Origin of the sequence: Novosphingobium marinum (assembly GCF_013408095.1) — a bacterium.
GTDB classification, from domain to species: Bacteria; Pseudomonadota; Alphaproteobacteria; order Sphingomonadales; family Sphingomonadaceae; genus Novosphingobium; species Novosphingobium marinum.
On the sequence record NZ_JACBZF010000002.1, the window covers coordinates 1 to 23,701 of the forward strand.

Annotated in this window: 20 protein-coding genes; 5 read left to right on the forward strand and 15 right to left on the reverse strand. The window is 63.5% G+C overall.

The genetic code is table 11. The annotated features are described in order from the left end of the window. The 5 genes from FHS75_RS04640 to FHS75_RS04660 form a co-directional block, all read right to left on the reverse strand. Positions 1-505 (reverse strand): hypothetical protein (locus FHS75_RS04640; RefSeq protein ID WP_218845145.1); only part of this gene is annotated, 505 nt, incomplete at its 3' end. Positions 506-556: 51 nt separating this feature from the next. Next, positions 557-1,453 carry a hypothetical protein gene (locus FHS75_RS04645; protein WP_179406585.1) on the reverse strand — a complete coding sequence of 299 codons (897 nt, stop codon included), beginning with the start codon at positions 1,451-1,453 and terminating at the stop codon, positions 557-559. Between the two features lie 201 nt (positions 1,454-1,654). Next, complete coding sequence (locus FHS75_RS04650) at positions 1,655-3,796, reverse strand: hypothetical protein (protein ID WP_179406586.1); 2,142 nt, start codon at positions 3,794-3,796, stop codon at positions 1,655-1,657. Positions 3,797-4,168: 372 nt separating this feature from the next. Next, positions 4,169-4,567, reverse strand: a complete 399-nt coding sequence (locus FHS75_RS18235; RefSeq protein WP_425325957.1) for an HNH endonuclease signature motif containing protein — start codon at positions 4,565-4,567, stop codon at positions 4,169-4,171. 1,458 nt (positions 4,568-6,025) lie between these two features. After that, positions 6,026-6,304, reverse strand: coding sequence for an integration host factor subunit beta (locus FHS75_RS04660; RefSeq protein WP_179406588.1), 279 nt, complete (start codon positions 6,302-6,304; stop codon positions 6,026-6,028). A 272-nt stretch (positions 6,305-6,576) separates the two neighbouring features. Between FHS75_RS04660 and FHS75_RS04665 the strand changes: the two genes are divergently transcribed. From FHS75_RS04665 to FHS75_RS04680, 4 genes are all read left to right on the forward strand, one after another. Further along, entirely contained in the window at positions 6,577-8,157 is a 1,581-nt protein-coding gene (locus FHS75_RS04665) for a peptide MFS transporter (RefSeq protein ID WP_179406589.1), read from the forward strand. Positions 8,158-8,222: 65 nt separating this feature from the next. Further along, complete coding sequence (locus FHS75_RS04670; protein WP_179406590.1) at positions 8,223-9,602, forward strand: amidohydrolase; 1,380 nt, start codon at positions 8,223-8,225, stop codon at positions 9,600-9,602. Further along, positions 9,599-10,981, forward strand: coding sequence for an amidohydrolase family protein (locus FHS75_RS04675; protein ID WP_179406591.1), 1,383 nt, complete (start codon positions 9,599-9,601; stop codon positions 10,979-10,981). The genes FHS75_RS04670 and FHS75_RS04675 overlap by 4 nt, the downstream gene beginning before the upstream one ends. 80 nt (positions 10,982-11,061) lie before the next feature. Continuing rightward, complete coding sequence (locus tag FHS75_RS04680) at positions 11,062-11,745, forward strand: NnrU family protein (protein ID WP_179406592.1); 684 nt, start codon at positions 11,062-11,064, stop codon at positions 11,743-11,745. 11 nt (positions 11,746-11,756) lie between these two features. Here FHS75_RS04680 and dxs read toward each other — a convergent pair whose 3' ends face one another. From dxs to rpe, 7 genes are all read right to left on the reverse strand, one after another. Beyond that, a complete protein-coding gene (gene dxs / locus FHS75_RS04685) occupies positions 11,757-13,679 on the reverse strand; it encodes a 1-deoxy-D-xylulose-5-phosphate synthase (RefSeq protein ID WP_179406593.1) in 1,923 nt (640 codons plus the stop codon). A 76-nt stretch (positions 13,680-13,755) separates the two neighbouring features. Then, positions 13,756-14,220: a Fur family transcriptional regulator gene (locus FHS75_RS04690; RefSeq protein WP_179406594.1), complete on the reverse strand. Its 465-nt coding sequence runs from the start codon at positions 14,218-14,220 to the stop codon at positions 13,756-13,758. 40 nt (positions 14,221-14,260) lie between these two features. Then, a complete protein-coding gene (gene msrA, locus FHS75_RS04695) occupies positions 14,261-14,935 on the reverse strand; it encodes a peptide-methionine (S)-S-oxide reductase MsrA (protein ID WP_179406595.1) in 675 nt (224 codons plus the stop codon). Then, positions 14,932-15,087: a hypothetical protein gene (locus FHS75_RS04700; protein ID WP_179406596.1), complete on the reverse strand. Its 156-nt coding sequence runs from the start codon at positions 15,085-15,087 to the stop codon at positions 14,932-14,934. The genes msrA and FHS75_RS04700 overlap by 4 nt, the downstream gene beginning before the upstream one ends. A 143-nt stretch (positions 15,088-15,230) precedes the next feature. After that, the gene (purH, locus tag FHS75_RS04705) at positions 15,231-16,823 is read right to left on the reverse strand and encodes a bifunctional phosphoribosylaminoimidazolecarboxamide formyltransferase/IMP cyclohydrolase (protein ID WP_179406597.1); all 1,593 of its coding nucleotides are present in this window, start codon (positions 16,821-16,823) and stop codon (positions 15,231-15,233) included. A gap of 80 nt (positions 16,824-16,903) precedes the next feature. Continuing rightward, the gene (locus tag FHS75_RS04710; protein WP_179406598.1) at positions 16,904-18,784 is read right to left on the reverse strand and encodes a heparinase II/III family protein; all 1,881 of its coding nucleotides are present in this window, start codon (positions 18,782-18,784) and stop codon (positions 16,904-16,906) included. Between the two features lie 5 nt (positions 18,785-18,789). Further along, complete coding sequence (rpe, locus tag FHS75_RS04715) at positions 18,790-19,449, reverse strand: ribulose-phosphate 3-epimerase (RefSeq protein WP_179406599.1); 660 nt, start codon at positions 19,447-19,449, stop codon at positions 18,790-18,792. Positions 19,450-19,788: 339 nt separating this feature from the next. Between rpe and FHS75_RS04720 the strand changes: the two genes are divergently transcribed. After that, a complete protein-coding gene (locus FHS75_RS04720) occupies positions 19,789-20,280 on the forward strand; it encodes a DUF2141 domain-containing protein (RefSeq protein ID WP_179406600.1) in 492 nt (163 codons plus the stop codon). A 3-nt stretch (positions 20,281-20,283) separates the two neighbouring features. Here the strand turns inward: FHS75_RS04720 and FHS75_RS04725 are convergent, their stop codons facing one another. The 3 genes from FHS75_RS04725 to FHS75_RS04735 all read right to left on the reverse strand — a co-directional run bounded on the left by FHS75_RS04725 (position 20,284) and on the right by FHS75_RS04735 (position 23,635). Beyond that, entirely contained in the window at positions 20,284-21,189 is a 906-nt protein-coding gene (locus tag FHS75_RS04725) for a hypothetical protein (RefSeq protein ID WP_179406601.1), read from the reverse strand. Beyond that, positions 21,186-22,223: a diacylglycerol/lipid kinase family protein gene (locus tag FHS75_RS04730; RefSeq protein ID WP_179406602.1), complete on the reverse strand. Its 1,038-nt coding sequence runs from the start codon at positions 22,221-22,223 to the stop codon at positions 21,186-21,188. Before FHS75_RS04730 ends, FHS75_RS04725 begins: the two co-directional genes overlap by 4 nt. A 74-nt stretch (positions 22,224-22,297) precedes the next feature. Beyond that, complete coding sequence (locus tag FHS75_RS04735; RefSeq protein WP_229735656.1) at positions 22,298-23,635, reverse strand: lipopolysaccharide biosynthesis protein; 1,338 nt, start codon at positions 23,633-23,635, stop codon at positions 22,298-22,300. Positions 23,636-23,701 lie beyond the last annotated feature (66 nt).

Consider the following 23,701-nt stretch of genomic DNA (forward strand, 5'->3'; position numbering starts at 1 on the left):
CAGAAGCTGATCCAGTAAATCCTTGTCGATTGCCATATCGATGGTCCTTTCCATTCCATCTATATGGCCTCGCGCACAAAATTACTGACAGGCCCCCCAGCCTTGCCTTGAAGCTCTCTATCATGGTCTCTCTAGCCAAGGCTTCAGCCTCCCTAGGGACTATCAGGCTATCGTGGATCGGAAGGGAAGGAACGTCATGGTCATAGGCCAGGACCTCCATGCTCTCCATCAAGACCTCGCTCTCGATGAACTGACGCTCTCCCCAGCCTACAGCCACACTGCTACCGTCCTCTTGGAGGATGGGAAGACGCTCTAGGATTGCGTCTCCGGTCTTGGTGATAGGGTACTGCTTGCTTAGGTCTATCCCATGCTTGGTCAGGAACTCTTCTCTTACTTCCTTGCGCCAACCCCTGTGACGCTTCCCGTTGTCCAAGGTCATGTTGACCCATCTCTTCACGATTTCCCTCGGTATCCCGTGGACCTCGTAGGGGTCATCCTGTTCCATCACTTCTCTAGGGATATGCCCTAAGCCAGCTAAAATGGTCAGGTGGCTTGCTTAGATGTCCAGCTCCACACTCGGCAGGCCGTTGATGGTGATGGTCTTGCGAACGCCCTTATTTTCAGTCTGGTAGTTGGGTGATCCAGTCGCATAGAACCTACCTCCCTGCTTCCATCCATGATCGTCTCTTAGCTCATCATTCGCGAATATGCGTTGGAGCTGGACCCTAGGCCCGAAGGGTTCGATGGTCTGCCCACGGAGGTAGTCGTTCAGCCTTACCAAGCGGTTGTTCAGCTTCTCAACTTCAGGGTCCTTAAGGTCCACAGGAAGCGAGGAACGCCGCTCCGCTCTTGCCCGTTTCGGAGGCTTAGGCCCCCTGAGGATGAGATGGACCTTACGCTTCCTCTCGACCAACTCGGCAGCCTCAGCGTCCCTGCTGAAATGATCGGCCCAGTTGGTGTGGCTTATCCCCCGCTCAGCGAAGCGTAGACGCAGGCTGTCCGACGCACGGAACCTAGAGGCTCGCTGGCCAGTGACCTGCCAAGTCCCTCCGGTAAACTCGCTCTTCGTGACACGCTGACTACCCCTGTGGAACCAGACAAGGGAGCCATCCACCATCGCCTCTGCGATGAACCTGAAAACATCATAGCCGACGGCTTCTCCCGTGAACCCATTGGGTCTTACAGCCCTGTAGACCCAGCCCCCATCAGGCATAGGGTCTCTGTGCAGGAGGTCGGCTATAAGACCCCCAAACGCCTCCCTTTGCTTGTTTCGTGGCGGTCGGGGCTGCCTGTCCCGTAGGAGGTCAGTCAGTAACTCGTCACACAACGCGATGGCCTCAGGAGACGAAGGGCGGTCCAAGAGTTCAGCATAGGTGGCCAGCTCGTACTGCCTTTCCAGAGGCATGAGAGAAGGCTCAGCCTCAGGGGTCGGAGTGTCGGGTACGGTGGGCATGATTAGAGGGCCTTAATGATAGCACAATCAAAGGGAAAGGCGTTGGGGCGTGGAGAGGTGGCCCCAAGGGATGAGGCATGTAATTGAACAGGCATATGAGGCTCATACACGCCCCTAGGAGGCCGATAGAGGACCCTGAGCTAGTCCGGGTGCCAACTATCGTTCTTCGCGCTCCTAGGGGCCTGTATGGAGCCTTTTAGGCTAGTTCCTGATTTGCTGTACTAGAGGGCTGAGCAAGCTGCGTCCGTATTCCCGGTGATCGTCGCTCAGTCTATCCAGTGCATCGGTCGCAATCGCTTGAGCCTCCGTTCGGCTGGACGTGTTGCCGATGGAAGCGATAGCACTCGCCAGTGTCTCCTTCGCGGCAACGGGCAGCGAGTTGTCTCCCCGGACCGATGACAAGGTGTCCGTAACTCGCTGCTGATTGGCCTTGGCGGTTGCCTCATAAGCCAGAGGGTTGCGGATGGCCTCGTATGCGGGGTCCTGTCTGACTACAAATTGACCCTCGCTAACGAAGGTCTCCGCAGTTGCTCCGGGATTGGCCTTGAAGAATTCTGCGGAGGCTGCGTCCCTAACGTCCTGTGGAACGTCGCTGAGCGTCTCCCAAGGGCCTTGGCGTGTGACAGGTACGGAGACGGCTCTGGCTCCCTGAGGCGAATTGGAGACCGGGGGTGTCCAGTCAGCATCACGCTTGAGCACGCCCTTGTCAGCCATAGACGCAAGACGGTCTATGAGAGCGTTCCCAGCGTTGCCCTTCATGAGCTTGGCAGGGTCATCTAGGTAGGCTTGGAACTGCGAAGGGCTGATAGCCCCGTCAGTAAGGGCCTTCAGTGCCCCAGCGTCCTGTTGAGAGGGCAGGAGGCCAGTCCTCTCGTAGATGGTGCCTCTCCAGCCACCTGAGGGCCTAATGTCATCGCGTGCGTTCGCAATCGAGACTTGGCGACCCTCGTTCGTCAGGAGTTCTGTCTCCCTTTGAGCTGCCTTCTGCGCATAATAGGGAGCGTCCAGCGCATCGGTTGCCATACGGGTGAGGTCTGTAGCGCCCTCTCGCTCAGCTCTCGCGGCCTGTACCTGAGGGAGCTTCTCGAAGCGGGGGGCTTCCTTGGCCAGCGATACTGCCTTGTTACGGGCCTGCCTTGCACTGAGCCACGACATCATGGAGCGACCCATGCTGCCCCCTACAGCGCCTCCAAGAGGTCCCCCGAGCTTCCAGCCTGCCGCTGAGCCTATGGCATCGCCTAGGGTGTCTGAGAGGCGTCCACCGGAGCCATTGCGCCCTTCCGGGACATAGGCCCTCAGGCGACGGGACTTCTCGATTGCATCCGCCACTGCGTCTCCTGCGGGTGTCCCGTCTCGCAGAGCTGAGACTTCGCTATCGGACAACAGGTGGCGCTTGGCCATCGCAGACTGAAGGCGAGACTTGACGGAGGGAGGAAGGTCCATTGCCTTCAGCTCCTTCACGGGAAGATAGGACGCCTCCAGCTCGTCGATGCGACCTAGGAGAGTAGCTCTCTGCGACATGGAGAGCTTTCGCTCTGCGCTGTCCACGAGCATCGTCTGAACGAGCTTGTCGAGGTCCTTGGCGACCTCCGCGTCCGCAACGACATGAGGGTTGGACGATTGGGACCGAGCGAACAGTGCCTGTGAGAGGTCCGGAAACAAGCGCCGCGCTACAGGGCTGAGGACAGCCTGACCGGCCTTCGCTGCCCCGTGAAGCGAAGCGCCCCCTGCGGCTCCTACAGCAGCGCCACCAAGTGCGCCGTCCAGCCGCTCGCTAACCTCGCCTTCATCGGACCCGAAGCCATAGGCTCCGCCGTAGGCAGCGCCAGTCGCTGCGCTGGCTCCCAGTTTCTTCAGGAGGCTTGCGGACTTAGCGGCACGGATAGCGCCGCCAATGGGGACCAGTGCCCCTGCAACGCCCCCAGCGCCATAAGACCAAGGCTCTTGATCTTGCGCAGCGTCCAGCTTCTCACGGTTTGAGGCAAGGTTGTCCCTGTATGCATCCGAGAAACTGGAGCCGTCCCATATGGTCCGCTCATTGCCCCCTAGGATCGTATCGGCAACGGCCCCGGCTTCATCAAGGAAACCGAAAGTCGCTGTGTCTCCGAAGCCTAGAATGCCTGCCTCGGTAGAGTTCGTCCTGGGGGAGGCCGGACCTTGATGCCCCAGTGCGTCTCCTACGGGCACTGGAGCGCCCTCAGAGGTCCTGAGGCTTTCCTGATAGGCAGCCTCCTGATCGGCTATCCAAGTGTCGCTGAAGCGGCCTGTAGAGGCATCGTAGGCGTTTCCTCCGAAGCCGTCAGGCGCATAGATTTCCTCTTGGGTGTCGTCGATAGGCTCCAAGAGGTTGGGCTGCGTTGGGACGGGTGGTGCAGACGAAGGACCGTGTGGGGGACGCTGGGGAGTAGGCTCTGTAGGCGCTTGCTGCTTGGTCCTGTCCCTGCCTCCGTCTAGGTGAGTGACGGGCTTGCCGAACTCTTGCTCAGCTCTTTCCGTAACCTGATCGGGCGTAACGTCATCGGGGGCGTTCTGGTAAATGTGTGTGGTGCCGTCAGCAAACGTGACGGTGATAGCTCTTGGCATCGTGTGTTAGTTTTCCATGCATGGAGGGCTGTGGCCTCTCCCAGCTCGCCTTGCGCCATAGGGGTATGTGCGCACAGTTGGCGCGAGGCGCGGGTGTGAGAGGTTGGGTGAATTGTGGTGTGGCGGTAGGGCCTAAGCGGCGTCAGGGTCTGCCTTCCAGCGGTGTATCCATCGGCGTCCTGTTTCTGAGTGGACCCCAAACTTCCGGCTAAGCTCAGCGGCTTTACAGCCAGTGGCTCGCCAGTGAGAGCGTGCAGCCTCCCGCAGAGAACGCCCTCTTTCCGAGTTAGTCAGTTTACTGTGGTCTGCCGCAGATAGGACCTCAAGGTGGTCACGGTGGCAACATTCCCTGTTGCCGCATCTGTGATGAACCTGACCGCCCGGAGGGATACTGTCTGGACCATATTTCGAGAGATAAGCGAGACGGTGTAAGCCAGTCGATATTCTTGGTCCTTTGCGGGAGCGCATCAGTACATAGCCATCCTTGTCACGGGCGGCGTGGGTAGTCGGAACAATGCACGGTCGGTCCATATGTGGATGAGGAACCCGTTTGAAACCAAGAGGACGGAAGGGCCTTCCCCGCTTCGCGCTGCTCAAGACAGGACCTCCATGCTCTCAGGGTGGTAGTGCCTCAGGAGGCGCTTGGCCCACTTGCGGCGCTGTGTGATGCCACCGGGACCTCTGACGATAGCGAGAGCCTCTGCGGTGGCCTTAGCTCCCTCAGTGTCCTCAGCGGCGATGGTCCCTTCGGCTTGGAGCTTGGAGACGAGTGTCTCCGCTTCGATCCTTGCGGTTGTCTTGGCGACTGCGGCTGACTGGTGATCCCAGCCGCCCTTAGGGGTGCCGGGGCGTTGACAGGTGCGAGCCATGTTCTTGGGGTTGCGTCGGGAAGCCAGTTCCTTGGCGTAGGCTGAGCGTTCCTCAGGGGTCTTCAGGGTGTCCCATATGCCTGCCTTCCGATTGGGACTCCGAGGCTTACGGGCGGCAGGGGGTGGAGGCGTCATCGGCTCGGCTAGGGCCTTCTCGACGAAGCTGGCGATGGTTGCGGGGACCTCGGGGCGTGAGACACGCGGAGGCTTCCGCGAGCGCGTAGGCGCTGCGAAGGATGGTTTTGGCATGATATGAGTAGGTTCTTGGGGTTGGAGCGCAGGGAGACGGACGGGCAGACATGAGGGCCTGACCGTGGTCACACGCGCTGGGGTTGATCTTAAATGAGGGGTTTAGAGGTCAGGCAACAAGGCGAACCCCTTTGTGGGAATATAGGCAGTTTATTCGGAACCGCAGATTTCCGTGGGTTAGCGGAGGGTGCGGATAGGCTCCTTTGAGCCGCGTCTTGTTGCCTCTGTGGGTATATCCGGCTTTTAAACCGCGACTGCCTCTGAGGCAGGCAACAAGACCATCCTCTCTGGGTATATGGCTCTTTTAGTCCGAAAAGTGCCCGAGGCCTCGGTTTTCTGCGGGTTTCAGGCGCTGAGGTCTCAGGCGTCTCAAAGAGGCGTGTTGTTGCAGCTATGGGTAAATATGACTTTTATTCCGCTTCGTAGATCATTCACGGTTGCGGAAGGTCCTGATGCCTTAAGGACGGACACGGGAATATTCAGGTTCGAGCGTTCTTTCCTGAACGACAGAATATTGCCAAAATTCGGCTCTACGGCGTAATAAAGTCCTTTAGGTAGTCCGGGGTCGCGGGGTGGTGTTTTGGGTGAACGCGGGGACCCGAAGGCAGTCCCTGAGGACCCTGAACTGACGGACGCGAGAGGCAATGCGATAGGCAAATGCCCCACCCGAATTGCCCCACCCTCAGTTATCGTTGCCGCTAGTGCCTGAAATTGTCTTGAAACACAGGGGGTTAGGCAACCCGCACGAGCAAGGCTCAAGGGATTTTAAGTCCCCTGCGTCTACCATTCCGCCACGTCCGCGACCGGAACCGGAAAGCTTGCGATCTGGCAGATAGTGTCGGGGCGGGCAACCGCCTCGCACGTCCGGCGCTCACATGTTGAGGCGCTGGCGCATTTCCTTGCCGGGCTTGAAGTAGGGGACGCGCTTCGCCGGCACGTCGACCGTTTCGCCGGTACGCGGATTGCGGCCCTTTCGGGCGTCTCTTTCGCGCGTCGAGAATGCTCCGAATCCCCTGAGCTCGACCCGGCCGCCACTGGCGAGCTGCGCCGCGATCTCGTCGAAAAACGTGTCGACCGCACGCTCGACGTCGTCCGCGCGCAACTCGGGGTTCTCTTTGGCGAGCGCGGCCAGCAGTTCGGACCGGATCATTGGATACCCCCTGTTTGAAGCCCACGCCGTGTTTGAAACGGCAATCGCGTAAGCTTCGACAAGTGCCGACAATGCCATGCAAAAGTAAATTGCGCAATGGCCGATAGGCCTTGATCGCGTGCTGCGATGCTGTCTTCGCCGAGCCCGGCAAGGGCTGCAACAATTGCTTCACATGATGCCATTTGCCGCTAGGTTTCCGCGTCATGACAGGCATTCCTCCGGGCAACCGGTGATCGGAAGCCGAATGAATTGCAAAAGGATCATACGGGTCGATGGCAAGCCAGTACGCCGAGAGCGGCGACGCCCAAGGGACCATCCTGGGCCACCCCAAAGGGCTTTTCGTGCTCTTCTTCGCCGAGATGTGGGAGCGCTTTTCCTATTACGGGATGCGCGCCCTGCTCATTTTCTACCTCACCAAGCACTGGCTTTTCTCGGACGAGCAGGCCGGAATCATCTACGGCGCCTATACCGCGCTGGTCTACATCACCCCGGTGGTCGGCGGTTACCTCGCCGATAAATACCTGGGCCAGCGCAAGGCAGTGCTGTTCGGCGCTGTCCTGCTTACCCTCGGTCACTTCTTCATGGCTTTCGAGGGCGAACCGCGTGCCGGCAATGCCGACAATCCGATCATCTACGTTTTCTGGCTGGCGCTGGCGCTGATCATCGTCGGTTCCGGATTCCTGAAGGCGAACATCTCCGTCATCGTCGGCCAGCTCTATCCGCGCACCGACACGCGGCGCGACGGTGCCTACACGATCTTCTACATGGGAATTAACCTTGGTGCCGCGATCGGCTCGCTGATGTGCGGATACATCGGCGAAACCTATGGCTGGGCGTACGGCTTCGGGCTTGCCGGCATCGGAATGCTGCTTGGCCTCGTCGTGTTCATGTGGGGCAAGCCGCTGCTGCTGGGCCGAGGCGAACCGCCACGCCCGCTTGCGAAAAAGACCGAGTGGACGATGTATGCCGCCGGCATCGGCATGGTCGTCATCTGCTGGCTGGCCATCCAGTTCCAGGACCTCGTCGGCTATGTGCTGGGCGGCTTCGGAGGCGCGCTGGTCCTTTACGTGCTCTACACGGCGGTGGCGAAGCTGCCTTCGGACGAGCGCGACCGCATCTTCGCGGCGATGTTCCTCATTCTGACCTCGATCGTGTTCTGGGCGCTGTTCGAGCAGGCGGGCTCCTCGCTCAACTTGTTCACCGACCGCCACGTCGATCGCGGAGGCGTTCCGGCGTCGGTGTTCCAGTCGATCAACGCGATCTACATAATCCTGCTCGCGCCCATTTTCGCGACGGCGTGGCAGGTGCTCGGTCGCAAGGGGCTGGAACCGTCGGCGCCGTTCAAGTTCGGGCTGGGCGTCGTGCAGGTGGGACTTGGCTTCCTCGTTCTCGTCTGGGGCGCGCGCTCGGTCGGTATCGACGTTCCGACGCCGGTTGTCTTCATCTTCCTGATCTACCTGCTGCACACTACCGGCGAGCTCTGTCTGTCGCCTGTCGGGCTTTCGGCGATGAACCGTCTGGCCCCGGCGCACATGGCATCGCTGATCATGGGCACCTGGTTCTTCGCATCGGCGACCGGCAACTTCGCCGCCGGCCTCATCGCGGCCGCGACAGGAGCCGAAGGCGTAGGGGAGGAAGCGGGCAAGAACGTGGTGCTCGACGTCTACTCGACCGTCGGCTGGGTGGCGATCGGCGTGGGCGTGGGCGTTCTCGTCATCAGCCCGCTGATCAAGAAGCTCATGCACCTCGACACGCTGCGCGACGACAATGTCGGCGACGATCTTCGCGGACAGAGCGAAGCCGGGCTCGAGCCGCAGGAAGCCGGCATGCATCCGGAAACGCGTCCCAGCTGATCCGGTCACTTGAATCCGCGGCGTCCCCATGAACGGGACGCCGCCGTACTGCAGGGGTAGAATCTATGCGGGCAAAGCCCTCGATCGGCAGGATGGCGCCGTGCCTCCTGGCCGCTCTCGCCCTGTCGGCGTGCGCGACGACGGGAACGACGAAGAACAGCTCGGCTGCCACCAACGGCGGTGCACCCTATTCGTCGACCTACCGTGCCTATCCCGGCGCGCCGACCGCGCTTGTCGGAGCCACCGTCTTCGACGGGGCCGGCGGACGCATCGAGAACGGGACGGTGCTTTTCGCAGGCGGTGAAGTGGTAGCGGTCGGCGGCGCGGATCTTGCCGTCCCTTCCGGCTACACGCGGATCGATGGAACCGGGAAGTTCGTCACTCCCGGAATAATCGATGCGCACTCGCACCTCGGCGACTATCCGACTCCGTCGGTGGACGCGCATTCCGACGGCAACGAGGCGACAAGTCCGACGACGCCAGAAGTCTGGGCCGAACACAGCGTCTGGCCGCAGGATCCCGGCTTCAGCCGCGCGATGGCCAACGGCGGCATTACCAGCCTGATGATCCTGCCCGGTTCGGCGAACCTCATGGGCGGGCGTTCGGTGACGCTGAAAAACGTGCCTTCGCGCACGGTACAGGGCATGAAGTTTCCCGGCGCACCCTATTCGATGAAGATGGCCTGCGGCGAAAACCCCAAGCGCGTCTACGGCAGCCGTCGCCAGGCTCCCTCGACCCGCATGGGCAATTTCGCGGTCAATCGGCAGACATGGCTCGACGCGAAGAAGTACGCGGAGGAAGACAGCCCCGATCGCGATCTCGCCAAGGAGACTTTGGTGGGCGTGCTCGACGGGGAAATCCTGATCCAGAACCACTGCTACCGCGCCGACGAGATGGCGCTCGTTCTCGATATGGCGAAGGAGATGGGCTACAAGGTCGCTGCCTTCCACCATGCCGTTGAGAGCTACAAGATTGCCGACCTCCTGCGCGAGGCCGACGTGTGCTCCGCCGTCTGGGCGGACTGGTACGGTTTCAAGATGGAAGCCTACGACGGAATTCCGGAAAACGCCGCGCTGATCCACAAGGAGGGCGCCTGTGTCGTCATCCACTCGGATAGCGAGAACGGCATCCAGCGCCTCAACCAGGAAGCGGCGAAGGCGCAGGCCGACGGACGCCGCATCGGCATCGACATTCCCGATGCGGAGGTGATTCGCTGGATCACGCTCAATCCCGCCAGGGCAATGGGCATCGATGCGCGGACGGGAAGCCTGCAGCAGGGCAAGATGGCCGACGTGGTGCTGTGGAACGGCGACCCCCTCTCGATCTATTCGCGGCCAGAGAAAGTGTGGGTCGACGGAGCGCTGATGTACGACGCGCTCGACAGGAAGCGTCGCCCGGTCAGCGATTTCGAACTCGGCCAGCCCGGAGAAGGAGACGTCAAATGAGGATCGCGAGCGCTATCGCGTCGGCCCTCGCCGCTCTTTCCCTCGCTTCGGCAGCATCGGCGCAGGACTTCGCCATCACCGGCGCGACTGTCGCGACCGGGGACGGGTCGGAACCAATCGAGAACGGAACCGTCGTCGTTCGCGGTGGTCGGGTGGTCGCCGCAGGGAGCGGTGTCGCGATACCTGCCGGCATCCAGGTCTACGACGGATCGGGGACCTGGGTGACGCCGGGACTCTTCGCTGCCGCCACCGACCTCGGACTGTGGGACGTCGGCGCGGTTGCCGAGAGCAATGACGTTTCGGCAGGCAATGCGCCGTTTAGTGCAGCGCTCGACGTCGCGCCCGCGATCAACCCTGCCTCGCAGCACATAGCGATCAGCCGCGAGGGTGGCGTGACGCGTGCGACAGTCATGCCGGCAACCGGCTCCACGATCTTCGCAGGGCAAGGCGCGGTCATCGATCTCGGAGCCGACATGGATGCCGTGACGCGTCCGCGCGCATTCCAGTTCGTCGAGATGGGCGAATCGGGTGCCCGGCTGGCCGGAGGCAGCCGTACTGCGGCGCATGCACTCCTGCGTAGCGCCTTGCGCGAGGCGCGCGAGTACGGCGGCAGGGCCGGGATCGCGGGCGGCACCGGACGCCCGGCGGAAAGCCGCACGGGCGACGACCTGCCCATCGATCCAAGGCTGGCCGGACGCGACCAGGCGGATCGCAACTCGGACGTGCTGCTGACCCGCTTCGATGCGGCGGCGCTGGTGCCCGTGCTCGAAGGATCGCAGCCGCTCTACGTGCACGTCGAGCGTGCGGCCGACATTCGCTCGGCACTGGCGCTGACTCGCGAATTCCCGGGGCTCGACCTGGTGCTCGTCGGGGTGAGCGAGGGTTGGTTGGTGGCACGCGAAATCGCGGCGGCGGGGGTGCCCGTCATCACTATGCCGCTCACCGACCTGCCCGAGCGGTTCGAGGAACTGGCGGCGACCCAGTCGAACGCGGGCCGTATGAAGGATGCAGGCGTCAAGGTGGCGATCGGCCTTCTCATGGGCATGAACCAGCCACGCTTCGCGCCCCAGCAGGCGGGCAACCTCGTCGCATTGAACAATGTGCCGGGCGCGACCGGCATGACCTGGGGCGAGGCGTTCGCCGCGATCACATCGGTGCCTGCCGAAATCAGCGGCATGGGCGGGCGCGCAGGCGTGCTTCGCGCGGGCGCGATGGGCGACGTCGTCGTGTGGGACGGCGATCCGCTTGAAGTGAGCTCCGCCCCGGTGCGCGTGTTCATCGACGGGATCGAACAACCGCTCGACAACCACCAGAGCCGCCTTGCCGAACGGTACCGCGACCTCGACGAGAGCGACCTGCCCAAGGCCTACGACTGGTAGGAGCGGTTCGAACCCTCAAATCGCTTGTCGAAAAGACCGGTTTATGGCTTCCTTGTCCTTCCATGGAAGGGAGGGAAGCCATGGCCGATCCGACAGTTTCGCTAGCGCTCGCCAATGCGGGCTTCGTAGGCACGCATTTCCTGATGTCCCATCCGCTGCGCGCCGGGATGGTCAAGACACTGGGCGAAAAGGGCTTTCTCGGCGTCTATTCGCTCGTGAGCCTGGCGTTCCTGGTGTGGGTGGTCCTTGCATTTCGCGCGGCCGAGCCGTTCCCACTCCTCTGGAACGGGCCGAACACCGTCATCTGGATCGTCGCGAGCCTGCTGACGATCCTTGCGCTGGTCCTCTTGCTCGGGTCACTCAGGGGAAATCCCGCACTGCCCGAAACGACAGACAGCGCCGTCGCCAGTGCCGAAGCGACCGGCGTCTTCAAGGTGACGCGTCATCCGATGATGTGGGGTTTCGGCCTGTGGGCGCTGTCGCACATCCTCGTCTGGCCAAGCCCTCGAACGCTGATCACGGCCAGTGCGATGGGCGTACTCGCCCTTGTCGGCGCGCACCTGCAGGACCGCAAGAAGGAACGGCTGCTCGGCGGTGCATGGCAAGGCTGGGAAGCGAAGACGAACTTCTGGCCGAAGATCGGCGAGCTCGGTTCGATAGGCTGGCGCGCGTGGCTGCACGGGATAGCCGCTTGGCTCGTCGTCACCTGGTTCCACGGCTGGATCGGCAACATGCCGGTCGGCGCATTCCGCTGGATCGGCTAGCGGAGGGGCGCTCAGGCGCGCGCTTCGCGAACGCCCGCACTGTTGTGGCGCAGGGCCTTGAGCACCGTTTCGATGATCTGCGGACTGTTGAGACCGGCGGCATCATACTGCTTTTCGGGCTTGTCCTGATCCTGGAACAGATCGGGTAACCGCATGGTTCGGATTTTCAGCCCGGCGTCGGTCAGCCCCTCGTCGCTCGCCATGGTGAGGACGTGCGCGCCGAGGCCGCCGATCGAGCCTTCCTCGATGGTCACGACGACCTCGTGGCTGGTCATCAGCCGGCGAATCAGTTCCTCATCCAGCGGCTTGGCGAAGCGCAGGTCCGCGACCGTCGTCGAGAGGCCCTTGGCGTCGAGTTGATCGGCAGCCTTGATCGCCTCGCCCAGCCGCGTGCCGAGCGAAAGAAGGGCGATCTTCGAGCCCTCCCGCACGATCCGCCCCTTGCCGATGGCGAGCCTTTCCGGGTTCTCGGGAAGCTCGAGGCCAGTTCCCGAACCGCGCGGATAGCGGAAAGCGATCGGGCCGCCATCGTAGTGGGCGGCGGTATGGACCATGTGGACCAGTTCCGCCTCGTCGGCGGCGGCCATGACGACGAAGTTCGGCAGCGTCGAAAGATACGTGACGTCGAAAGAGCCTGCATGGGTCGCGCCGTCCGCTCCGACAAGGCCTGCGCGGTCGATGGCGAAGCGCACCGGAAGGTTCTGGATCGCAACGTCGTGTACGACCTGGTCGAATGCGCGTTGCAAAAAGGTCGAGTAGATCGCGCAGAACGGTCGCATTCCCTGCGCGGCAAGGCCGGCGGCGAACGTCACCGCGTGCTGTTCGGCGATTCCGACGTCGAAAGAGCGATCCGGGAATTCGTTGGCGAACTTGTCCACGCCGGTTCCCGAAGGCATCGCCGCCGTGATGGCGCAGACCCGCGTGTCGGCGCGCGCCTCCTTGATCAGCTGGCCGGCGAAGACGTTCGTGTAGCTTGGCGGTCCGCCCGCGCTCTTGGCCTGCTCGCCGGTGACGACGTCGAACTTCTGGACGCCGTGATACTTGTCAGCGCTTTGCTCGGCCGGACCGTAACCCTTGCCCTTCTGCGTCACGACATGGACGAGGCACGGGCCTTCCGGTGCGTCGCGCACGTTCTCCAGGATTGGGACGAGTTGATCCATGTTGTGCCCGTCGATCGGTCCCACGTAGTAGAAGCCGAGCTCCTCGAACAGCGTGCCGCCCATGGCAAGGCCACGGGCGTATTCGTCGGTCTTGCGTGCCGCCTTGTGCAGCGGTTCGGGCAGTCGGCGCGAGATCTTCCGGGCGAAGTCGCGCATGTGCAGGAACTGCTGAGAGGACACCAGTCGTGCGAGGTAGGAAGAAAGCCCGCCGACCGGCGGCGCTATCGACATGTCGTTGTCGTTGAGAATGACGACGAGCCGGTTGCCGGCAGACCGCGCATTGTTCATCGCCTCATAGGCCATGCCCGCGCTCATTGCGCCGTCGCCGATCACCGCGATGCCGCGACCGGGTTTGCCCGAAAGCCTGTTGGCGGTGGCGAAACCGAGCGCGGCGGAAATCGACGTCGAACTGTGTGCGGCTCCGAATGGATCGTATTCGCTTTCCGAACGCTTGGTGAAGCCGGACAGCCCGCCACCCTGCCGGAGAGTGCGGATCCGGTCGCGTCGTCCGGTCAGGATCTTGTGAGGATAGGCCTGGTGGCCGACATCCCAGACGAGCCGGTCGTCGGGCGTGTTGAAAACATAGTGAATGGCGACGGTCAGTTCGACGACACCGAGCCCCGAACCAAGGTGCCCGCCGGTCTGCCCGACGGCGGAAATCATCTCGCTGCGCAGTTCGTCCGCAAGCTGGCGAAGTTGGCCGGGTTCGAGTTTGCGAAGGTCGGACGGAATAGCGACCTTGTCGAGCAGGGGCGTTGCCGGATTGGCTGTCATGGTTCGGCTCTACACGGTCCGTCTGGCGCTGTCGACGTAACAGGTTTGCAATAAAAACGAGAGCATTGCGACCGTTTCAGGAACAGTCCGCGCACAGTCCGCGCAGCTCCACGACCGGCCTCACGTCTTCGAAGCCGGCATCATGCGCTGCCTGTACGAGCGAGCCGGTCAGGTGATCGTCATCGAGATGCACTGCCCGGCCGCAGGAGTCGCAGATCAGGAAAATGCAGTCGTGCCTGCAACCCGGATGCGTGTTCACGATGTAGGCGTTGGCGCTTTCCACCTTTCTTGCAAGATTCGTGCGCACGAACAGGTCGAGGATGCGATAGACGCTGTTGGGCGCGACACGCTTTCCCCTGAGCGAGGAGACGCTCTCCGCGAGATCGTATGCTGAAGTCGGCCTTGCGCAGTGCGCCAGGGCCTCGAATACGTCGGCGCGCATTTCGGTCCATTGCTCGTCAGCGCCGGTCAGGGCGGCGCGTGCCGCGGAAATGAGCCGCTCGCCGGAGTGTTCGTCATGCGTATGCTGCTGAGTTGCCATTCCGGTACGATATAGTCACACCGCGCGCGAATGGCGAATCTCAGTCGCGTGTGAAGCTGGCCTTGTAGACGCCGGGATACATTTTCGAGAGCGCCCTCACCTTCGGGGCGTCCCAGCGCACGATGTACCCATGCTTCGGGTTCTTTGCCATGAAGTCCTGATGATAGGCCTCCGCAGGGTAGAATTTGCGCGGGCTTTCGATTTTCGTCACGATCGGCTTGTCCCACAGCTTCGCCGAACCGAGTTGCTTGAGATAGGCCTGCGCCACCTTGCGCTGCTCGGCGCTCAGGGGGACGATGGCGGATCGGTAATGGGCTCCCACGTCCGGACCCTGCCGATTGCGCTGGGTGGGGTCTGTCACGACCGAGAAAAGAATACGGAGTAGCTGGTCATAGCGGATCACGGAAGGATCGTAGACGACCTTCACGGCTTCCGCGTGCTGCGTCATGCCTGACGAAACGACGTCGTACCGTGCCGAAGCCGCCTTCCCGCCGTGATAGCCGGAGACCGCGCTCTTTACCCCTTTGACATGGCTGAAAACGCCTTCGACGCCCCAGAAGCAGCCACCGGCGAAAATCGCGGTGCTGAGCTTGCCGGTCTCCTGCGCCTTCACGCCAGCCACCGGCGCGCGCACCACCTTTTCGGCGGCGACCGCGGGCTGCTGACAGGCGGCCGCCAGCGCGAGGACGGGTGCCAGGAGTGCTGCACGCCTCATCGTGCTTCGACCGTCTCGGCATGGGCGGGTGCGACCATGCCATCGGCAAGACTGCTGCCGATCGAACCATCCATGGTCGTGAAGACAAGGCCCGCTCCCACGGCGAACCCGATGACGAAGAAGCGGTAGAAGTCGGCCTTGAACAGTCCCATGGAAATGATCTTTTCGGTCTGGCGTGTTGTCTCGATGGCCGTCCGTCTCGCAGCAAAGGCCTTTCGCCGCGGTGAATTTCGGAGCCGACCGCGCGCAGTTGCGACGAACGGAAATCAGTGCACGGCGAATCGAGCGGGCAAGATCAATGCCGGAAGTGGCGCATCCCGGTAAACACCATCGCCAGTCCGGCCTCGTCGGCAGCCTCGATGACCTTGTCGTCTCGGATCGAGCCACCCGGCTGTATCACCGCCGTCGCTCCCGCCTCGGCAGCGGCGAGCAGGCCGTCCGGAAACGGGAAGAAGGCGTCGGACGCAACGGCGCTGCCGACGGTGCGCGGCTTTTCCCAGCCGTAGGTTTCGGCGGCCTCGGCGGCTTTCATCGCGGCAATGCGCGAGGAATCGCGGCGGTTCATCTGGCCTGCTCCGATGCCGGCGGTTGCACCGTCCTTGGCATAGACGATGGCGTTGGACTTGACGTGGCGGGCGATAGTCCAGGCGAACAGGCAGTCGCGCAATTCCTGGTCGGTCGGTGCGCGCCGCGTCACGACCTTGAGAGCATCCGCGCCGATCGCCCCGTTGTCGCGCGACTGGACGAGCAGGCCTCCGGTAATCGGCTTGACCATCAGGCCGCCGCGACGCGGATCGGGCAGGTCGCCGGTGAGCAGGAGGCGAAGGTTCTTCTTCTTCGAGAATGCGGCAATGGCGGCTTCGTCGGCATCGGGTGCCACGACGACTTCGGTGAAGATTTCGCAGATGGCCTCGGCGGTGGGCCCGTCCAGCGGCACGTTGGTCGCGACGATCCCGCCGAACGCGGAAACCGAATCGCACTGCAATGCAGAGGTCCATGCCTCGAGCAGGCTGCTGCCCTGCGCGACACCGCAAGGGTTGGCGTGCTTGACGATCACGACGGCCGGGTCCTGACCGCCGAATTCCGCGGCGAGTTCATATGCAGCGTCGGCATCGGCGTAGTTGTTGTACGACAGGGCCTTGCCCTGGACTTGCCGTCCCTGCGCTATGCCCTGCGCATGCGGACCGACCGGCGTGTAGAGCGCGGCCCGCTGGTGCGGGTTTTCGCCGTAGCGCAGTTCCTCGACGCGCCGTCCGTTCACGCTCAGCATCTCGGGGAACATTTCGCCCTGATCGGCGAAGGCGAACCACTGGCTGATCATCGCATCGTATGCAGCGGTCGCAGCAAAGGCCCGCGCCGCCATCCTGCGCCGGAAATCGAACGATGTCGCGCCCTCGCCCGCCTCCAGCTCCGCAAGGAGCGCGGCATAGTCCGAAGGATCGGTCACGATGGTCACGTAACCGTGGTTCTTCGCCGCCGAACGCACCATCGAGGGGCCGCCGATGTCTATGTTCTCGATGATCGTATCGCGGTCCGCGCCCCTCATCACCGTCGCTTCGAACGGGTAGAGATTCACGACGACGAGATCGATCGCGCCGATTCCGTGCGCTTGCATGGCTTGCGCGTGCTCCGGATTGTCGCGGACGGCGAGAAGCCCGCCATGGACCATCGGATGCAGCGTCTTGACCCTGCCGTCCATCATCTCCGGGAAACCCGTCACGTCCGAGATGTCCCGCACGTCGAGGCCGGCATCGCGCAGCGCCCTGGCGGTGCCTCCGGTGGAGACGAGTTCCACACCGCGTGCCGCCAGCGCCTTGCCCAGATCGGCCAGGCCGGTCTTGTCCGACACCGACAGGAGAGCGCGGCGAACTGGAACGGAATCGGTCATGGGAAAGCGGCCTCGGCTGTAAGGTGATGGGCGTCCCTATAACCGCAGATGCGGACGGGCAACCCGCGGCGAGGCCGCGCTCAACCCATCTTCTTGAGCAGCCAAGAGAACGATCCGCCACCGCGCGATATCAGGCCCTGCAGGACGATCTGCTGGATCGGGACGGGTCGTGCGCGTCCATCGACCCAGATGCTGTCCTCGACCGATACCTCGCCAGATCCGGCCCTGAATTGCCACAGGCTGCCATCGGGAAGGGCAAGGCCGACGCCCTGACCGTCTTCGGACAGGCCGGTCTCTATGCCGGGGCCGAGATGGAACCGGATCGCGTAACCTACCTTTCCGCGCTTGCCCTTGCGCCCGGCGGGAACGAGCAGGTCCTCGCCGCGTAGTTCGGTGCCGTCGTCTCGCATGATGAGAATGCGACGATGGGTGAGGCCGTAGCGAGCGGCGTACCCGTTGTGACTGCCTTCGAGCCTGGTCGCTCCCTTGGAGGCATCCCCGGCCTCGACGGTGCGCCGGTCGACGTCGACTTCGGAAACGCCGCTACCGATCGCGCCGTTGATCTGGATTGCCGTGGAATTGGCGTCGTCGAGCACGAGCGTCGAGTGCGCCGCGGTTACGCGCAAGCCTTGTTCGAGTCGCACCGGGACGAGGCCGCCCGCGCACGCGGAACCGCCGCAGTTGACGATCAGGCGCTGCCCTTCGTGCGACATCTCGAACGCAAGTGTCGAGGCGCAGCCATGCCGGGCATGGCGGGGCATCGGAGGCGGGGCGGCGTCGAACTGCAGCACGCTCTTCTGCGCGACGATGCGCTGGTATCCCCACTGGCGCACATCGCGCAGCGGGCGCGTCCTGACGCCACTTGCCTCGACGAGCGCAGCGACTTCGGCAGCATCGATGGCCCAGCCGCCTTGCCAGCTACCAAGCGACCCGTCGCCGTGGGTCAGCGCAAGCAGCGGCGGAACGAGCAGTCCGAGCATCGTATCGACCGCCTCGGGCGGATCGCGCCGGGTCGCGCGATAGCAGGCCGAAAGCTTCACCAGCAGCGCGATTGCTTCCATCTGGGCAACCGGGCTGCGCGAGAGGACACCGCCGTCGTCGCCGACCAGTTCGCCCAGCGCGCGCATCAGGCCGGCTTCTCCGAAAAGGCGGCGCGGCCGTCCGTCGGGAAGGAGCAGTCCTGCCGCCACGATGCCGCACCAGCCCGCAACTTCTGCCAGCCCGTCCTCGGCCTTGCCGACGTTCCTGTCGAGCCAACGCGCGGTCTGCGAGATCGAGGAAAGCGCTCGGGACCGCACGCCCTTGTCGATTCCCGACAGGACGAGCGGTGCATGGACGAGCCAGTGAAGCAGGCGCGAACCGGTATTGCCGATGCTCCATGCCGGACCCTTGCCGGGGCGCGCAGGCGGCGTTTCGTTGGCTTGCAGCCACTCTGCAAGGATGCGCTCGGCGATGGGGGCGCCCTGTTCGCGCGGCGCACAGGCCTCGACATCGGCAAGCCATGAAAAACTGTGGACCACGCGCTCGAGCGGCGGCGTCATTCGGGCGGCCCCGCCGAACTCGACTTGTGCGATCGGCGTCTTCGAACCGTGCACCAAGAAATGGCCGGCGCGCAACGCGGTTCCTGCGACGCGGTCTCCGGGCAGCGGATTCGAAACCGTGGCCAGCAGCCGTGTTTTTACCCTGCGGCCCATCGGCGAGGTCAGCATCGAGGACGGCACGCCCATTCGGTACGCGAGCCTTATGAGCCTTTCCCCGGCTCCAAGCGAGGGCGGCGCGAAGTCGGCGAGCGCCAGCGCGCGGCCCGGCTCAATCGATTGCTGCGGTGAGGGCTGCGTTTCGGCAGGCTGCGGATCGTTCAACGCGGTGTCCTCGAAGCCCGGACCGAGCGGGACTGCCGGTGCAACGAATTCGTCCGGTTCGTGATCGGTGATGCGCTCGCGCTGGTAGGCATCGGCCATGTTCCCTAGCGTCCCTTCAATGCGGCTATGTTCGCGGCGTAGCGATCCGGCCCGCCCTTGAATGTCGCGGACCCCGCGACGAGCACGTCGGCCCCGGCATCGACGCAGAGCCTGGCGGTTTCGGCGTTCACCCCGCCATCGACTTCGAGATGGATGTCGCGCCCCGACTTCTCGATCATCTTGCGCACCGCCTCGATCTTGCGGAGCTGGCTGGAAATGAAGCTCTGGCCGCCGAAGCCCGGATTGACGCTCATGACGAGGACCAGGTCTATCTCGTCGATCAGGTAATCGAGCATCTTGGCCGGCGTCGCCGGATTGAGGGAAATCCCGGCTTTCTTGCCTAGTCCCTTGATGGCCTGCACGGTGCGATGGACATGGGGGCCGGCCTCGGGATGGACAGTGATGATATCCGCCCCAGCCTCTGCGAACTCCTCAAGGTACAGGTCGACCGGCGAGATCATGAGGTGGACGTCGAAAGGCTTCTCCGTATGGCGTCGCAGCGCCTTCACGACTGCCGGCCCGATCGTGATGTTGGGCACGAAATGCCCGTCCATGACGTCGACGTGGACCCAGTCCGCACCCGCCTCGTCGATCGCGCGCACCTCTTCGCCGAGCCGGGCGAAGTCGGCGGAGAGTATCGAGGGCGAGATCAGCGGTTGTGCCATGCAGGGGGCTCCTTTCCCTGCGAATACGGCAGGCCCGGAGCCGCCCGCAAGTCGCCTGCGCGCGTTTATCCACACGCGCAAGAAGGGCCGGTTCCGACGACCAGCGGGATTTACGTAGACCTTGTTGCCAATTCAGTCCCTATTCACGGAATTTGCCGCATAACGTCTTTCGACAAGGGAACAATTTCGTCGCGATGCTGGCTTGGCGACGGACCGTCTGGCTGTTGCGAAGCGGGGACAATCTCACCATTTTCGACCTCCGCACGGCGACTGCGTGCGCGTCATGGCATCGCAAGCCAGTAAATTCGCAGGGCCATGGCCCGAAGGAGTGAGCTAGGAATGAAGAAGATCGTATCGGCAGCGTCGGTCGTGGCAATCGGAGCCGCAATGGCTACCGCCGCACCTGCCGCCGCCCAGTACCGTCAGACGATTTCGAACGACCTTGCGCAGTGCGCGGGAACATCGCGTCCTGCTGTCAAGGTCATCGTGACCGGCGTCGAATCGTCGACCGGCACGATCCGGGTCCAGAGCTATCGCGGGACGGCTTCCGACTGGCTCGAGAAGGGCAAGTGGATCAACCGTATCGAAACCCCGGCCCGTGCCGGGATGATGACCTTCTGCATGCCCTTGCCGGCCGCCGGGACGTATGGAATCGCGGTTCGCCACGATACCAACGGCAACGGCAAGACCGAGATTTCGCGCGATGGCGGCGGGATGTCGAACAATCCGTCAATCAACATCTGGAACCTCGGCAAGCCGAGCTACAAGAAGACCGCTTTCCAGGTCGGCAATAGCGTGAAGTCGATCCAGATCCAGATGAAATACATGTAACCGTCAGCGGTGTCGCATCCTGCGGCGCCGTTCCCTCCAGACCGAAAACAGCACACCCGGTGCCGCCAGCACCGGGTGTTTTTCGCGCCAGGGGGTCAGCTTTACGGGTACACCGCTATGGCGCTCCACCTTCCATGCGCCGTAGCGTGCCGCGCCCTCGAAGGTCGAAGCGGCGCGGACGAGCCGGGCGAGGTTGAGCGGCTTGCCCATGCGTTTGCGCTTGCGCCACCAGCGGAGGACACGCAGGCGCTCGCCCTGCGCCATGTGCGGGCTCAGCCGTTTCCCGTTCCGTTCGAAGTCGATGCCGGCCGCATCGAGCGCCAGTGGCAGGAGGCCGTCGAAATGCCCGGCATTCACTTCGATGATCGATTTCGCGCGGCTGGCGGTCTCGATCCGGAACTCGGCGCGGTAGGTCTCCTCGAAAAGCGTTTGCCAATAGGTCTCGGCGGTTCCTTCGGGCGGCCCGAGCGCGACCGCGAGGCGCGCCGCCGTCCGGCAGGCTGCGCCGACCGCGTCCACCACCTGCGTTTCCGTTTCGCCCGATCGCGCATGGACGAGCGCGCTCGGCTGAACGAACCGAGCCCAGATCGTCGTGTCGAGGAGCGTTCCTTCAGCCGCTTCACGAAACCGGGCGAGCGTCATCGTGGCAACCTTGGCGCGCAGCGTGACGCCTGCAAGATCGCGCTCGTGGTAGCTGACCCTCGGCCAGATTCCCCTCTCGGGCCGACCGTCTGTCAGCACGTAATAGTCAAGCACGCCTTCAAGCGAGCCGGTGCGCAGGTTCGAGCCGTAAAACAGGACGGCCACGGCATCGGCCTTGCGTGCGAGATGTTCGGCGAATTCGCGGACATCCGGGGAAACCGGGGCGGAAAGGCTTGCCGCGATGCGCTTTGCCAGCGCCGCGCTCACGGCACCACGAAGTCGAGTGCGGGACCCATGCTCAACTTGTACCGGCCCGGCGGGAAGCCTTCGCCGTCCAGGATGAAGGGATCTTCTAGCTCAAGCACGAATTCGCCGCTGCTGCCCTGGTGCACGCCGAGTTGCTCGGTCGTTTCGTCACCCCCGCCGCGCGCGATGCGTGCCGCGCGCAGCATCGTCCGGCGCGTCGGCGCGTCGACGGCGATGTAGCCGATCTCGTTCGGCTGGCGCTTGAACGGGTGCATACCTGCCGGGAAGCGATCCAGCGTGGACATTAGCGCGATGTAGCGCCCCTGTCCGTCCCACATGCCGCTGTGCGGCACTTCGATCTGCTCGGGGCCTGCGAGAATCCGCATCCCGAATTGCCGGCGCCAGCGGTTCTCGCCGATACCGAACAGGGCGCTCAGTACCGCGAACGCGGTCGTAGCACCGACAGCAAGGCTCTGGAACGCGCCGAGCCTGTGCGCGACCTGTCCTGCGGCGATAGCGGGATGGAACACCCCGGCGCCGAGGATGAAGCCCTGCGCCCTGTGTCCTGCCGCATCGAGCGGTTCGACGTGGATCGGGCGGCGAACGGTCACGCTGCCGGCGCGTACCGCGTCGAGGGCGTCGGCGACCGGCCAGTGCGTCGGGAGTCCAAGGTCGACGCACAACGCATTGGTCTTGCCCTTGGGCAGCACGAGAATGCGCGGCCAGCGGTCTTCGAAGATCGCTGCACCGCGCGTCAGGACGTCGCGTACCGTGCCGTCTCCGCCGTCGATGACGATCAGGCCGACTCCGCGATCAGCGAAGTCGCGCAAGGCATGCTCCAGCTCGAGCTTGCTGTGCGGAGCGACGACTATTGCATTGTGGCCGAAATACTCGGCCTTTCTTGCGCGGTTGCGGTGACTGCGCGGATTGCGCACGACCCCGGTGAGCGGCAGCGCGCCGAGCTGCGCTGCCGGTCGCTTGGCCCGGGAAGCCGTCCTCTTGCGCGCGTTCGCGCCGGTATCGACCCCTCCCAGATAGGGCGAAACTGTTTTCATCCTTATGTTCTTACCGGGGATGAGTATGGTTAAGCCAGCATTTTCCGCCATTTCCGCAGCTTTATCACAGGAATTCAGCCCGGTTTCGACTCGGGGGGGCGCTCGTTGACCAGCTTTCTCAGGATCAGGCCAAGAAGTATGGCCTGGGTCACGGCATAGGCGAAAACCGCGGCCGCGACGCCGTCTGCGCCCATCAGCGGCTCGAGAAGGAATGCGCCGCCGACCATGATCGCCGTCCCGGCAAGCCTTGCGTAGAATGCCAGGTGGGCGCGGTGCGCGGCCATGATGCTCGGCTCGAACGTCACGACGATAAGGTCCATGCATGCGGCGGCGGCCAGCCATAGCAGGCTGTAGTAGGCAATGCCGAACTCGTCGCCACCTACTGTTTCAAGGACGGTCTGGCCGATCAGCGACACCAGTGCGAGAACGACGAGGCTGACGACCAGGGCCACGCGGATCGTGCGCATGATGATGCCGGACAGGCTGCCGACGCCCATGTTGCGAACGGCGCGCACGATCTCGGGGAATGCGGCCTTCGCGATGAGCTGCGACAGCGTCGTGAGCGCGCGGCTCAGTTGCGCGGCGAGGCGGAATGCGCCGGCAGCGGCGGTGCCGGTGAGGCCGCCCACAAGGAAAATCGGCAGCTGCTTGGCCGACATGCTCAGCGACTGGCTGAAGTTCGTGGTGAGAGCGTAGCGCAAGATGCCGGGGTTGTCGTCGAAGACGCGTCTGACCTCGTGCCCGTCCTTCATGATGAGCTCGAAGTCCCCGACTTTCTTGACTCCCCACCAGTGCGCGGCTGCCGTCAGCAACTCGGCTATGGCCCATGCGATCAGGAACGCCTGCAGCGTCGGATGGACGATCCCCACGATCACCGCCCCGACAAGGCGAAGGGTCGGGGTCGCGCTGTCGGCGACGGCGGCGAGCGAGAACCGGTCGCGCAAGCGCATGATGCCGAGCGGAGTCGACCGCAACGACAGCAGCATGATGATGTTGAAGATCAGCGTGGCACGCGCGAGCGTCGGTTTGAGACCCAGCGCATCGGCGAAGAAGTGCAGGATGATCGCGGCCATCGCGATGCCCGTGACCGCACTGACGATGTCGAGCAGGATGGCGCTGCGATAGAGGCGCGCGAGCTTGTCGCGGTCCCCGTTCTCGATGTGGTTGACGCCGTACTGGACGATGACCTGCCAGGTCTGGAAGGCCAGCAGGTTTGCCAGCAACTGCGCCGCTCCGGTAATCAGCGCGAACTTGCCGAAGCCCGAAACGCCGAGCGACCGGGTGACGATCGCCAGGTAGATCAGCGAGAAAACGGCGGCCAGACCCCGACTCGCGAGCATCCACCCGAAGTTCCGGGCGACCGCGACGACGGCCTGGGGTGCGTTACGCAAACCTGGGAATTTTGCGCTCACGGCGCTCCTACAGCTCCCGACCCTTCCATGCCGTCCGCGACTTGGACCAGCCCCGCTGGTAGCACA

Coding starts and splice junctions, on each gene's coding strand:
- FHS75_RS04645 (WP_179406585.1), bottom strand. CDS start 1,453: ATGCCCACCGTACCCGACACTCCGACCCCTGAGGCTGAGCCTTCTCTC.
- FHS75_RS18235 (WP_425325957.1), bottom strand. CDS start 4,567: ATGGACCGACCGTGCATTGTTCCGACTACCCACGCCGCCCGTGACAAG.
- FHS75_RS04660 (WP_179406588.1), bottom strand. CDS start 6,304: ATGATCCGGTCCGAACTGCTGGCCGCGCTCGCCAAAGAGAACCCCGAG.
- FHS75_RS04665 (WP_179406589.1), top strand. CDS start 6,577: ATGGCAAGCCAGTACGCCGAGAGCGGCGACGCCCAAGGGACCATCCTG.
- FHS75_RS04670 (WP_179406590.1), top strand. CDS start 8,223: ATGCGGGCAAAGCCCTCGATCGGCAGGATGGCGCCGTGCCTCCTGGCC.
- FHS75_RS04675 (WP_179406591.1), top strand. CDS start 9,599: ATGAGGATCGCGAGCGCTATCGCGTCGGCCCTCGCCGCTCTTTCCCTC.
- FHS75_RS04680 (WP_179406592.1), top strand. CDS start 11,062: ATGGCCGATCCGACAGTTTCGCTAGCGCTCGCCAATGCGGGCTTCGTA.
- dxs (WP_179406593.1), bottom strand. CDS start 13,679: ATGACAGCCAATCCGGCAACGCCCCTGCTCGACAAGGTCGCTATTCCG.
- FHS75_RS04690 (WP_179406594.1), bottom strand. CDS start 14,220: ATGGCAACTCAGCAGCATACGCATGACGAACACTCCGGCGAGCGGCTC.
- msrA (WP_179406595.1), bottom strand. CDS start 14,935: ATGAGGCGTGCAGCACTCCTGGCACCCGTCCTCGCGCTGGCGGCCGCC.
- FHS75_RS04700 (WP_179406596.1), bottom strand. CDS start 15,087: ATGGGACTGTTCAAGGCCGACTTCTACCGCTTCTTCGTCATCGGGTTC.
- purH (WP_179406597.1), bottom strand. CDS start 16,823: ATGACCGATTCCGTTCCAGTTCGCCGCGCTCTCCTGTCGGTGTCGGAC.
- FHS75_RS04710 (WP_179406598.1), bottom strand. CDS start 18,784: ATGGCCGATGCCTACCAGCGCGAGCGCATCACCGATCACGAACCGGAC.
- rpe (WP_179406599.1), bottom strand. CDS start 19,449: ATGGCACAACCGCTGATCTCGCCCTCGATACTCTCCGCCGACTTCGCC.
- FHS75_RS04720 (WP_179406600.1), top strand. CDS start 19,789: ATGAAGAAGATCGTATCGGCAGCGTCGGTCGTGGCAATCGGAGCCGCA.
- FHS75_RS04730 (WP_179406602.1), bottom strand. CDS start 22,223: ATGAAAACAGTTTCGCCCTATCTGGGAGGGGTCGATACCGGCGCGAAC.